Source organism: Adhaeribacter rhizoryzae, from assembly GCF_008629685.1.
Lineage (GTDB): Bacteria > Bacteroidota > Bacteroidia > Cytophagales > Hymenobacteraceae > Adhaeribacter > Adhaeribacter rhizoryzae.
In genome coordinates this window covers 52,476-65,193 of record NZ_VWSF01000018.1, presented here as the reverse complement: position 1 = coordinate 65,193, position 12,718 = coordinate 52,476, and the positions used below count along the sequence as shown (strand labels likewise).

8 protein-coding genes are annotated in these 12,718 nt (G+C 46.4%); 1 reads left to right on the top strand and 7 read right to left on the bottom strand.

Going from position 1 to position 12,718, the window contains the following annotated elements:
• Nucleotides 1-119 precede the first annotated feature (119 nt).
• From F0145_RS19210 to F0145_RS19180, 7 genes are all read right to left on the bottom strand, one after another.
• Nucleotides 120-1,262 carry an FG-GAP repeat domain-containing protein gene (locus tag F0145_RS19210; protein ID WP_150090970.1) on the bottom strand — a complete coding sequence of 381 codons (1,143 nt, stop codon included), beginning with the start codon at nucleotides 1,260-1,262 and terminating at the stop codon, nucleotides 120-122.
• A gap of 154 nt (nucleotides 1,263-1,416) precedes the next feature.
• The gene (locus F0145_RS19205) at nucleotides 1,417-2,613 is read right to left on the bottom strand and encodes a Gfo/Idh/MocA family protein (protein WP_146901306.1); all 1,197 of its coding nucleotides are present in this window, start codon (nucleotides 2,611-2,613) and stop codon (nucleotides 1,417-1,419) included.
• A 6-nt stretch (nucleotides 2,614-2,619) separates the two neighbouring features.
• Nucleotides 2,620-3,684, bottom strand: a complete 1,065-nt coding sequence (locus F0145_RS19200; protein ID WP_150090968.1) for a sugar phosphate isomerase/epimerase family protein — start codon at nucleotides 3,682-3,684, stop codon at nucleotides 2,620-2,622.
• A 189-nt stretch (nucleotides 3,685-3,873) separates the two neighbouring features.
• Nucleotides 3,874-5,097: a cupin domain-containing protein gene (locus tag F0145_RS19195; protein WP_150090966.1), complete on the bottom strand. Its 1,224-nt coding sequence runs from the start codon at nucleotides 5,095-5,097 to the stop codon at nucleotides 3,874-3,876.
• A gap of 14 nt (nucleotides 5,098-5,111) precedes the next feature.
• Nucleotides 5,112-6,179 (bottom strand): aldose 1-epimerase family protein, encoded by a 1,068-nt coding sequence (locus F0145_RS19190; RefSeq protein WP_150090964.1) that lies wholly within the window; start codon nucleotides 6,177-6,179, stop codon nucleotides 5,112-5,114.
• 275 nt (nucleotides 6,180-6,454) lie between these two features.
• On the bottom strand, nucleotides 6,455-7,969 hold the full coding sequence (locus F0145_RS19185) for a RagB/SusD family nutrient uptake outer membrane protein (protein WP_150090962.1): 1,515 nt from the start codon (nucleotides 7,967-7,969) through the stop codon (nucleotides 6,455-6,457).
• Between the two features lie 51 nt (nucleotides 7,970-8,020).
• A complete protein-coding gene (locus F0145_RS19180; protein WP_150090960.1) occupies nucleotides 8,021-11,116 on the bottom strand; it encodes a SusC/RagA family TonB-linked outer membrane protein in 3,096 nt (1,031 codons plus the stop codon).
• Nucleotides 11,117-11,816: 700 nt separating this feature from the next.
• Between F0145_RS19180 and F0145_RS19175 the strand changes: the two genes are divergently transcribed.
• Nucleotides 11,817-12,590: a 3-keto-disaccharide hydrolase gene (locus F0145_RS19175; protein WP_394349596.1), complete on the top strand. Its 774-nt coding sequence runs from the start codon at nucleotides 11,817-11,819 to the stop codon at nucleotides 12,588-12,590.
• Nucleotides 12,591-12,718: the final 128 nt, after the last annotated feature.

Genomic DNA, 12,718 nt, shown 5'->3' with positions numbered 1-12,718 from the left:
TAGCAGGAATGTTCATTACTGTAAATAACAAATATTTTAAATATTGCTCTTGTTGATTGCCATGCTAGCCCTGAAAGGGCGAAATATCTTAGCATAGGGTGTAGCCCTATGAATTCTATTTACCCCTCATTATAAAAAACATACAACCCCTGCTTGCCGGCTACAATAATGTCTTTGCGACCGGTACCGCGTAAATCGGCTATGCTGAAAAATATGCCGGTGCCTACACCTTCACCCAGTGGGCCGTAGCTGATTACATTTTTGGTGAAGCTTTCGCCGTTCCAGGTATAGTAATACAAGCCCAGATTATCATCGGCACCGGGGTCTTTGCCGTTGTGGGCGCGGTAACGCTTGCCGGTAATAAGTTCGGGTTGGCCGTCGCCGGTAATATCTACCCATTGCATTTCGTGAAATTGTGAGTTGTTCAGGTCGATGGGGTGTTGGTGCCAGGTACGTTTGCCTTTACGGTCTTTGCGTTGCTCAAACCAAAATAAACCGTAATCGTGGCCTTTGCCGGCAATCAGATCGGGGAGCCCGTCTTTATTTACATCAGTTACTATAATTGGCACGCTGGCGTGGCTGATGGAGAATTCCGAGTGCATAATCCAGGAGTCAGTTAGCGGATTTTTAGGCCCTTCGAGCCAGCCATTAGTGATAATAAAATCGCCGCGGCCATCGTCATTAATGTCGCCAAAGCCTAAACCGTGTTCGTGGGTTTTAGCTACTTCGGTGCGGGTAAAAACAGGTTCGCTGTTGGTGCCGGGTTTAACCTTAAAAAAGGCCAGCGGTTTGCCGGGCGTGTTAGGTACTAGCTCTAAGTTGCCATCGCCGTCTACATCCCAGGCCCGTACGGTTTCAATATTGCCGGTTTTGGCAATTATTTGTTCGGGCCAGGGTTTATCGTTGCCGGAGTTTTGGTACCACCGAAGCGATTCGCCAAACCAGCCGCCGGTTACAAAGTCCAGCTTGCCGTCGCCGTTTAAATCCATGGGTATGGTCGCAAAATCGTCGTAATATTCACCGAATCGTTTTGCATCGGTAATGAAATGGCGTTTGCTGTAGCCCGGTCCTTCGTACCAAAAGCAACCCGAAACCAAATCCGGTACTTTATCGCCGTTTACATCAAATACCCCCACCGATTCAAAGCTTTCGGCCGAAATAAATTGTTTCCGGAATTTAACGGCTCCTGGTTTTTCTTCCGGTGGGTTTGCCGATAAAAAAACTAGCGGTAATAGAAATAGCGGTTGTAAGAAGGATAGCATAGCGTGGTGGAATAAGTAGGAATAAACAATATTTGTAAAAAGGGCTGTTGAAAAAGGAAAAGCCTTTTGGTCCTCCTGTATTCAACAGCCCCGTTAATTGGTAATAGCAGTTCAGCTTAGCCAAGCTGCTATTTTTTACTTTTAGTTAAACTGATTACACAGCGGCAGCGCCCACTTCCTGATTTTGCAGGTTAGCCTGGCTGGTTACGCCGGTATCTTTCCAGCTTCTGGTAGCAGCCGATTCCAACACGGCTTCGCAAACTTTCTGGGTTTCTAAAGATTCCTGGAAAGTAGGCGAGCAAGGCTCGCCGGTTTCTAAACTCTTCAGGAAGTCGGCTACCTGGTGCACGAAGCTGTGTTCGTAACCAATACCCAAACCGGGTACCCACCATTTATCCATGTAAGGTTGGTCGCCGTCGGTAACGTGGATAGAGCGCCAGCCGCGTACAATCGATTCGTCGCGGTGATCGAAATATTCCAGGCGGTTTAAGTCGTGCAAATCCCAACGGATGGAAGCATGTTCGCCGTTAATTTCAAAAGTATACAGTGCTTTGTGGCCGCGGGCATAACGGGTAGATTCAAAAAGGCCCAACGAGCCGTTCTCGAAATGGCAATGGAAAATACAGGCATCATCGATGCCTACTTTTTGTTTCTGACCGGTAACCGCGTGGGTACGTTCTTTTACAAAAGTTTCGGTCATCGCCGAGACATCGGTAATGCCGCCGTTCAGCCACATGGCCGTATCGATGCAATGCGCCAATAAATCACCGGTAACACCTGAACCAGCGGCTTCAACGTCCAAACGCCAGGTGCCGGCGCCACCCTGTGGTACTTCGGCGCTAATGGTCCAGTCCTGCAAAAAGTTAGCCCGGTAATGGAAAATCCGGCCCAGTTTACCCGAATCAATAATTTGCTTGGCTAAAGAAACCGCCGGCAAACGACGATAGTTATACCAAACGGTATTAGGAACGCCGGCTTTTTCAATGGCATCCACCATTTGCTGACCTTCGGCCAAAGTCCTGGACAAAGGCTTTTCGCACAGAATCATTTTACCGGCTGCGGCTGCCGCAATGGCAATCTCGGCGTGGGTATCGTTGGGTGTACAAATATCAATCGCATCAATATCGTCGCGGGCAATAACGGCGCGCCAGTCGGTTTCGTAAGACTCGTAGCCCCATTGCTCGGCAAAAGCCCGTACTTTATCGGCGTTGCGCGTACAAACGGCTTTTAATACGGGCTTATAAGCTAGTTCCGGAAAAAAATCGCTTACGCGCTTGTAACCATTAGAGTGGGTGCGGCCCATGAAACCGCCGCCAATTAATCCTATTCTTAATTCTTTTTTTGCGGTCATACTTAATTATCTTATTAAAGATTCTGCATTTACATTTACCGGTGCTTGCCAGCCGTGCGCTTCCCGTACTTTTATCATGGTAGCCAGAATATCGTTCCAGGTTTGCTGGTTATTCATTACCTGGTTCGGGAACATACAGCCATCCCAGCAAATATGCTGGAAAGCTTTGGTCAGTTCGCCGTTTTCGTCGCGCAGCCAGTGGCCGGCATCTTCTACAATATTTAATTTACCGTTCGGGTCGAGGGCTTGGCAATGGCGACCAGTTTTATCGTGTGAGCCGGAGCCGAATACGGTGCCATCGTTCTGGGCTACGTGGAAGTCGATAGTCCAGGGGCGCAAGGCAGCGGTAAGTTGCTTCAGACCGGCGGTTAAAGGTGCCCGGTCGCTCCAGTCGTAGTTTTCGGGTAATATCCGGTCTTCGGGGCTGTTGTAACCCATCAGGTACAACAGGGTATGCGCCATATCGGCCTGGAAACCCATGTTAGGCCGGTCTACGGCTTCTAAGGTTTGAATCATGGCCCGCCAACTGTGCATGCCGGCCCAGCAGATTTCGCCTTCGGCGGCTAATTTCTCGCCAAAATCGGCGGCTACATCGCAGGCTTCCTGAAAAGTTTGGACAATGAGTTTTGAGTTATTAACCGGGTCAACGGCCCAGCTTTGCGGCGAACTGGCCGAATCGATGCGGATAACACCGTAAGGCCGCACGCCCAGGTCGCGTAATTTCTGACCGAAATGGCAGGATTTACGCACCATTTCTACGAAACTAGCGCGTTCTGCCTGGCTGCCCATAGCCGGACCGCCCCAAATAGGCGCTACCATGCTGCCAATATTCAGATTCAGGTTGCCTACTTTATCGGCCAGGCGCTTAATATCATCGTCGCTGCTGTCAATATTAATGTGCGGGTCCATCAGGCCAATATCAATGCCATCGAACTTTATACCGTCTACTTCGGCAGCAGCGGTCATTTCCAGCATGGTGTCAAACGGAATTACGGGCTCAGAGCCATCGCCTTTGCCTACCAGGCCCGGCCAGGTGGCATTGTGCAATTTTGGATAATTATTATTGGTCATATGCGGTGGATTTTATTGAGTTAAAAGTTATAAGTTTAAAGTTATAAGACAAGATTAGGTTTTTGGAACCCACACCTGTCATTCAGGAGAAAACTTTTTGGCAACCTGCTAAATAGGTTCCTCCTGAATGACAGGTGTGGGCTGCTTTAATCTAAAATAATCATTTTATCAAAGCAAAGGTTTATTAGATTACAGAACCAAATCCGGGTTGTTCGGGCCAAAGTGTTTCAGCATTACAATGGGGTCGGTAGTGGAATAATTTACAATGGTAACGCCTTCCATGGCCGCTTTCTCGCTTACAAAAAACTCGTCGTTGGTTAATTGGCCGTAACGGATTAAGGCTGGGGTTTCAATATCCCAAACGCCCATTTTGCCGTGACCCTGCATCATAATTAAACCGTAAGCACCACCGTCCTTTATGGTTACCGTTTGGCCCGGCAGTACGGTTAATTCTTTGGCGCTGTAAGCCTCGTTCTTGTAGCAAATCCAGTTTTCAATGTAGCCTTCGGCTTGCATTTCTTCTAATGCCTTTACCGGTTTAGGCCGCATAAAATGATTTTGCATAAAATGCGGGTCAACGTTCGCTTCCCAGTCAATTACTTCTACCAACAGGTCGTAATCGCCTTTGCGGTCTTCGGGCGTACCGTTCCACAATAATTCTTCCGGAATAATGGCTTCGTTTACCAACGATTGGTACATAGCAAATATATCGGAAGCTTTCTGGGGCTCGTAAGTACACAAGCTGCCGGGAGCATGCAATATTCCGGGGGGCACATCCCAACCGGTGCCCGGCTCCAGGCGGTAAGCCGAAGAAAAATTAGTTATTTTATTATCGCCTTTGGTAAAGTTTTGCAAGCATTCTTTAATCTGCTCTTTGGTGGTACCGGGCGCAATGCCGAAGAAAGTATAAGGGAAGTCGCCGCCGTGGTTATTTAATTGCGGCGGAAAATAATAAGCTTCGGGTTTGCCTAACTGGCCCACCATGGCGGCGTATTCATCGCTGTGGTGAATGTGGTGCGGCAGCGGCCCCATGTTGTCGAAGAACTTGGAATACATGGGCCAGGCGCCGTATTCGTTCCACAAGCGGTCGCCGATTATTTCGCCTTTTAATTCGTCTATGGCATCTTTTAGTAAGAATTGCTGCTCCGAGTTGCCATCGTTAAATACCACTGCGCTTAAACCTTCGTTTTCGCCGGTTAAGGGGCCATTTTTAGCCGGGGTGGTAGAAGATAACCAACGCTCATCTATGCCGCCGCGCTCGCCGCCCAGTACATAATAATCATCCGGGTGTAATTTTATTCTGCGACCAGGCACACAAAAAGAGCGGGGTACCCAGGTTGGTGCCAAACGCAAAATGCCTTTTCCCTGCTCTAAAGCCTTCCCCGCTAAACTTACTTTTTCCATTGTTTCCATAAAAAATATACTTCTTAGTTCTCTATTGTGGTGTTATTTAAAAAATTGCTGATGGATAATTCTTCGGTTAATATTTCTATCTCCAGGTTATATTTTCGGGTTTCGCCGGGTGCCAGCATTATCAACTGGTTTTGCGCCCGGGCTTTGGCCTGACCAATGGGCGTGTTGGTGCCGGGTTCCAGGCCGGTTACGTATTCGTTTTTACCAAAGTGCTGCCAGTTGGTAAGCCAGGGCAATTGCGACTTCGGGAACCGCAAGGCTAAGGCAAAACCAAGTTGGGCGTTGTACAAACCGCAGGTGCAGTTGCCATTGGCATCGGGGGTAATATCTATAAAAGCGGCTTCTTCGCCGGAGCCGTTGTGTTCGTCGGTGGGGGCGAGGCATTGCTTAAAATTATTGCCTTCGCGGAATATTTTGTTGTTGGGCGCGTCGCGCGAAATCCAGTTGCCTTGCCAGATTATTTGGGTGTTTTCATCAACCAAGGGCCAGCCAAAATTGCAATGGTACAGCAGCATGTGCGGTGCAGGCGTATTGCCGCGGTTTATTACTTCGTCCTGAATTTTTATTATTGGTTGGCCGAGGGTGCCGGATATGGTACGTTTTAGTTCTAAGCTGGGGCCGAGTACCTGCGTTTCGCGCATGCGCCCGGTAATGCTCATGGCCAGATTGCCCGTAAGTGGGTCGGGTTGGATAATTGATTCTATTTCGGCCGGAATATTACTGATTTGCCCGTGCAGGCCGCGTTCGCCAAATCCATCGGTTTCGGGGCCGCCCACGTGCGAAAGCCCGCAGGTGGTAATTAGGCCGCCGCTAAAGGTGCGGAGCCAGGCAATGCCTTTGTCTGATAAAGGTTGCGGTGGGGTTACGCCGCCGTGGCTGAGCCAGGCTAAACTGTGCTGGTTATAAAAGGCATCGGCAATATCCATGGCTCTATCCAGTACTACTTTGTAGCGTAAGCCGGTGCCGGTGTTTATCCAAGCAATGCGGGTGCCGCGGCCAGCGCCGTTGTCGAGCACCGAGGTTTCGATGCCGCCGAGTTGGGCTGGGTTTGATATTTTATGTTGCCAGTTTGGTGGTGTCAAAACTGTTGTTTGTGCTTAATTAAATGTTTAAGAAAATAAATATTAATCTAAAAAACTGTTACCTGCCCTGCTGCCTGCTATTATTTAGGCCAAAGTAAGTAAATAAATAAAACCTGTTTTTGCTAATAAATACAAAATTTTTACCCTGGAAGCAGTAATGAAATACTTTGGTACCTGTTTAAACATTAAGTAAGCACACCAACAGACAGGATTATTACCTTTCTGTTGGCGTGCTTTACCACTTCTGTTTTATCAGAAAACGGCTGATTAAAATATTAGAAATGTGGACTTAAAGCAGCTTCATCGGCTGGCAGCGGATAAAACACCTTAATATTACTAAAAGCGTGAGGACGTGGCGTTCTACCTTCTGGGTAATAATAAGCCTGTGGGTTAGCTTTTATGCGGTTGCCGTAAGCCGTAATTACGTCTATGGCCCGGCCGGTGCGTACTAAGTCAAACCAGCGTTTGTTTTCGAAGGCTAGTTCTACGCGTCTTTCTTTGTAAATAGCTTCGCGCAAGTCGCCGGATGCCTCTCCCAAGCCAGCCCGTTTACGCACTTGGTTCAGGAAGGTGGCTGCTTCACCAGATTTACCTTGTTCGTTCAGGGCTTCGGCTAAAAATAATAATACTTCGGAATAACGGTAAACCGGCCAGTTCATGCCATGGTTGTTATTAAGCGCATGCGGTTTGGCATATTTCTTAATGTACGGATAGGTTTTATTTAGACGGGAGCTGTTGCTTAAGGTAATATAAGCAATAGAAGCATCTTTCCGGAGGTCGCCGGGTTCGTAGGCCGCAATAATATCTGGCGTAGGAATATTATAACCTTCGCCGCTAAGCGGTTGCGGATTAGTGGTACCCGTAATGGTTACAATTTCGGCCGCTGTAATATCGCGCGGAATAAAATGATACAGGAAGTTACCACTTAAGCCTGCTGAACCTTCCAGGAACTGCACTTCGAAAACTGACTCTTGGTTATTTTTGTTGCCGGTAGAAGTAGAGAAAACGTTTTCATAGTTCTGAATTAAACTATACTCGTTGCTGGCTACAATTTCTTTCAGCAGTTTCTCGGCTTCGGCCCATTTTTTCTGTACAATATACACATTGGCCAGTAACATTCTGGCGGCTCCGGAAGTAACGCGGCCGGCTTCTTGTTTAGATTTTAGCGGCAACAACGGAATCGCTTCTGATACATCCTTTATTATTTGATTGTAGATGTCCGCTTCCTCAGATAAAGGTAAAGCGGCTTCGGAACGATTGGTAACCGGCGTTAAGTGTAACGGAACTTTGCCAAAATAACGAACCAACTCAAAATAAGCGTAAGCCCGCAGAAACAAAGCTTGTCCTTTAATATTGTTCTTGGAGTCGGCGCCAAATTCTACCTTATCTATTAAATCTAAAATCTGGTTAGTACGGGCAATAATTAAATAATCTTGCCGGTATTGCTCGCGCACGTGCTCATTAGAGGTAACCCCATTGGCTTCGGGCAACGCAAAATCAGCCACGTCTTCTTCCTGCTCGGTTGCGCCAAAAAGCGGATTACGTACGTAATAAGTATTGTCGGAGTGCTGTTCACCTAAAATCCAGGCGCCCCCCGCCGTACCACTGTTGTTGGTAATGGTTCTTAAAGGTACATACGCAGCATTAACAGCTTGCTGAAAATCGGCTTCTTTGGTGAAAAAGGTGGCCGAGCTTAACTGGGTTTCCGGCACGATAGATAAAAAGTCGTCGCCACAACTCCCTAACAGGCCACAGCTTAAAAGAAGGGTTATTATATATGATTTTTTCATTTTATATCTTAACAAGAATTTAATGATATATTTTAATTACCTACTACCTGCTTAAAAATTCACGTTTACACCCAAAGTAAAGGTGCGCGGAACGGGGTAGTTCGAAAGGTCGATGCCTTGGCTCAGGTTACCGCCATCGCCGTTACCGGCGGTGTTACCACTGGTTTCGGGGTTAGGACCGCCGGTATATTTGGTAAATACATAAGCCTGCTGTACCGAGCCATAAATACGGGCCGATTTAAAGAACCGGTTAACGGCGCCAAAGGTGTAACCCAGAGTAATATTTTTAATGGTAAAGTAAGAGGCATCTTCTAAAAAGTGCGTGCTCATCCAGTCGCGCTCAATACCAGTTACGTTACCACCGCCTACAGTAGTACCAAACTTGCCTTTGCCTGGGTTTTCAGGTGAACGGAAGCGGTATTTTACGGCATCTACCATGTTAAATACCCCATCTAAGTTTGCGGTGCTGTATAAGTGGCGTACCAAAAGCTCATTGCCATGAGCACCGGAGCCCACAATGCTAAAATCGAACTTACCGTAGCTCAGGTTGTTGGTAATGCCGTAAGTGAAATCCGGAAACGGGTTACCAATAATGGTCCGGTCGTCTTGGTCGCCACCGTTGGTAATAATGCCATCGCCGTTTACATCGCGCAGTTTTATACTACCTACCGTAGACCGGCCCGGCACTTGCGGAGAGGTTCTGAGGTCTTCTTCGTTCATGTAAAGACCTTCTTTAATCAGGCCATAAAATTGGCCAAACGGCTCACCTACTCTGGTTATATGGTAAGTGCCGTAAACCCGGTTAATGCCTTCGGCCAGGGCTACTACTTTGTTCCGGTTAAAAGAAATATTGGCATTGGTGGTCCATTTTAGTTTGCCCTCGGTGTTGCGGCTGGTTACAGCAAATTCGTGGCCCCAGAAATTAATTTCGCCAATATTATCGTTGAAGTTACCAAAGCCGGCTTCCTGCGGCACCTGCACGCTGTAAAGCAGGTTGGTAGTGGTTTTGTTGTAATAATCATACATAAACTGAACGCGGTCTTCGAACAAACCTAAGTCCATACCTATGTCGAACTGCTTGGTAGTTTCCCAGCCTAAGTTACTGTTGGCTAAAGAAGTTACGGCGGCGCCCGGTACTACATTGCCTCCAAAAGCAGCATTTATGGTATTGTTAACCAAAGCATATTGGGTATAGTTACCAATATTGTTGTTACCGGTTACCCCGTAGCTGGCCCGCAGTTTAGCAAAATTTAACTTGCTGAAATTCTGCATAAAGTTTTCGTCGGAAACTACCCAGCCCACCGAAGCCGACGGGAAAGTACCCCAACGGTTATTGGAACCAAAGCGGGAAGAACCATCGCTCCGGATAGAGGCGGTAAATAAATATTTGCCTTTGTAGTTATAAGTAAGCCGCGATAAAAGCGAGGTTAGTGCCCATTCATCTACGCCGCTGTTAGTACCGCCCCGGTTTATGTTAAGTCCGCCTTGTACGGTTGGTAGCCGGTCGTCGGCGTAGGTATCGGCCTGAATACGGGTGCGGTCTGTCCGGAACCGTTGGTTGGTAAAACCACCCAGCAATTCAAAATTATGGTCTTCGTTGAAGGTCTTGGAATAGGTAGCTAGGTTTTCGTTCAGCCAGGTAGTGTTAGAGAAATTTTCCCGGATAGATACCGCTGTAGTAGGAATGGTTACGTTAATGCTGCTGGTAGCCGTAGACGGGTTAAAGAAGAAAAACTTATTATTATACAGCTCAATATTAATAGTTGATTTGAGTACCAAATCTTTAATAGGCCGGTATTCTAAATAAGCGTTGGAAAGCAGGTTGGTTATTTTGTTTTCGTTTACCAGCTCTTCGGCAGCCCGTACCCAGTTAGGGTAGGTGTAAATATTACCGGTATTAGCTGGCAGGGTATTAGACTTGGTTAACTCGCCGTTGGCGTCGTAAATAGGCATAATAGGCCAGGTATGCAGGGCATTAAATAAAATACCGGTACCACGGTCGCCGTCGGTGCGGGGCGTATTATCAAAAATATAAGAAGGCGCAATATTTAATCCTACTTTTACTTTATCCGATACGGTATAATCAGTATTTAAACGGCCCGAAAACCGTTGGTATTTATTATTCAGCACCACGCCTTGCTGCTCGAAAACACCCAATACCAAAGCGGTGTTTACCCGGTCTTTGTTAGAGGTAACCGTTAAGTTATAGCTCTGAATAGGGGCTGTTCTTAACAAAGCATCGTACCAGTCGTTGTTTTTGCCTTCGTACTGCGCGGGGTTCTGGAAAACTTCGGGTACAGGTTTGCCTTCTGCTTCGTAATATTCTTTTTTAAACGTGGCAAATTCCACCGCATCCAGCATGTCGATACGGCCTTTTTCGGGTACTTGCTGTACACCACCAAAGGCACTAACACTAACGTTGGTCTGGCCCATTTTGCCTCTTTTGGTGGTAATTAAAACTACCCCGTTGGCTGCTCTGGAACCGTACAAAGCCGTAGAGGCCGCATCTTTCAGAATAGAAATATCTTCTATCTCGTCGGGGTTAAGGGCGCCAATACCACCGGTAATCGGGAAGCCATCAACCACATACAAGGGATCGCTGCCGCCACTAACCGATAACTGCCCCCGGATACGCACCGACATGCCTTGGCCAGGTTTACCGGTAGCTTGGTTAATTTGTACGCCGGCTACCCGGCCTTGCAATTTTTGCGTAATCTGCGATACCGGAATGTCTTTTATTTCTTTGGCGCTTACAGTTTGCACCGCCCCGGTTACTTCTTTTTTAAGCTGACTTCCGTAACCCACCACTACTACTTCTTCTAAGGCTTTAGCATCCGGTGCCAGGGTAATATTAATAGTAGATTGGTTGTTAATGGCTACTTCTTTGGTTTGGTAACCAATAAAAGAAACAACTAAAGTACCGGAGCCACCGGGTACATTTAAGGAATAATTACCGGTACCATCGGTGGCAGTACCATTGGTAGTACCTTTTAATAGCACGGTTACACCGGGTAAGCCAGCGCCTTGCTCATCGGTTACTTTGCCCTTAATGTTGCCGTTTTGGGCGTGGGCGCCCGTTGCCAGGAGTAATAGAACTAGAGGAAGTATGTACCAATACCTCGTCTTTTGGAGTAGTTTGTTCTTCATAAAGTTTGTTGGATTTTAATTAAAGGTGGATATATATAAGTGGGTAATTTCCGCGGTAATTATTGAAGACTATAAACTTATTGGCAGGCAGTATTTACATAGGCGTAGTGTTTGGTTAATTTGTAAAATATTTCCTAAAATAGCTAGCTGTTTAATACTTTGCATCCTGTTCTATCCTGCTTAATAGCGGTAATATTTTGTAATTATTAATTGGTTATAAAATATTCAAATACTAAGCTTGCAGGTAAATAAATTTTGAAAAAATATTTACAAAATTTAAAAACAAGTTTTTGTTTAAGCAAATATTTGTGGCATTCAATTAGTTAGCCGTTATGGCAGAAATTACCCGTGGCGAAAACAGTAAGTTTGGGGGGTAGGCAGTTGGGAAGTCAAGTTGAAGTTAGCTGCCAGGGTAAACAAGCCTAATCTTAAAGCAACGGGCAAAGCATTAAATAACTTTATTTAAGTATTTAACACACCTGGTAAAAGCAAATTAGGATAACTGGCACCTGGTGGAATATTGCGCAATATTTTCCCGGAACAGGATACAACAGGATAGGCAAAGCTATTTAAAATAATATATTAGCAAATAGGTGCCTTGCCAGATAACAGGTAGTAAGGTTAATAAATTAAAAGCCTCATTAACCTTAGTTTATTAGGCCGAGGTTTTATTTACCGCAATTTTACGCTAAAAATAATAATGACAGACAAAATGAAGTTTAAAGCAATCCAGGCCGCCATGATGCTGGTCCTTTTTTTTATTAGCAGTTGCGCAGTAACAGCGCAGAACCAGAAAAAAGACAAAGAAGGTTTTGTAAAATTATTCGACGGAAAAACCCTGAAAGGCTGGGAAGGCGACCCTACCTACTGGCGAATTGAAGATGGTAATTTAGTGGGCGAAATAACCCCAAGTACGCTTTTAAAAACAAATTCATTTATTGTCTGGCAAGGTGGTCAGCCCGCCGATTTTGAACTGAAAGTAGATTGCCGGATTACGGCCGCCGGCAACAGCGGCATTAATTACCGGAGCGAACGTTTACCCGATGTGCCCTATGCCCTGAGAGGTTACCAGGCCGATATTGATGGCCGGAACCGTTATACCGGGCAAAATTACGAAGAGCGGGGCCGCACCACGTTAGCCTACCGCGGCCAGAAAGTAGTGGTAAACAGCGCCGATGCACCAGGACCCTTGCAAGCCAGCATTAAAAGTAATGCCTGGACCAAAACCGATGTAACCAGCACCCTGGGTGCCGCCGAAGAATTGCAGAGTAAGATTAAAAGCGAAGACTGGAACGAAATTCACCTGGTGGTAAAAGGCAACCGCTTGCAACACTACGTAAACGGCGTATTAATGAGCGATGTAACCGACAACGATGCCGCTAACCGCAAAATGTCGGGCATGTTGGGCGTGCAAGTACACGTAGGTCCGCCTATGAAAGTAGAGTATCGCAACATGCGCCTGAAGCAGCTTTAATTTAATTAATATTTAGCCGCTGCTTTAGGAGCCAGCTAAACGCTGAATAAAGAACCTGTAAACGAAAGATAATAACGGTGGAATGGTGGGTAACCTTTTGGGTTATCTGCCATCACCGTAATAAATGC

What these genes read in the sequence shown, in the direction of transcription:
- F0145_RS19210 (WP_150090970.1), bottom strand. Translation starts at nt 1,262, where the DNA reads ATGCTATCCTTCTTACAACCGCTATTTCTATTACCGCTAGTTTTTTTA.
- F0145_RS19205 (WP_146901306.1), bottom strand. Translation starts at nt 2,613, where the DNA reads ATGACCGCAAAAAAAGAATTAAGAATAGGATTAATTGGCGGCGGTTTC.
- F0145_RS19200 (WP_150090968.1), bottom strand. Translation starts at nt 3,684, where the DNA reads ATGACCAATAATAATTATCCAAAATTGCACAATGCCACCTGGCCGGGC.
- F0145_RS19195 (WP_150090966.1), bottom strand. Translation starts at nt 5,097, where the DNA reads ATGGAAACAATGGAAAAAGTAAGTTTAGCGGGGAAGGCTTTAGAGCAG.
- F0145_RS19185 (WP_150090962.1), bottom strand. Translation starts at nt 7,969, where the DNA reads ATGAAAAAATCATATATAATAACCCTTCTTTTAAGCTGTGGCCTGTTA.
- F0145_RS19180 (WP_150090960.1), bottom strand. Translation starts at nt 11,116, where the DNA reads ATGAAGAACAAACTACTCCAAAAGACGAGGTATTGGTACATACTTCCT.
- F0145_RS19175 (WP_394349596.1), top strand. Translation starts at nt 11,817, where the DNA reads ATGACAGACAAAATGAAGTTTAAAGCAATCCAGGCCGCCATGATGCTG.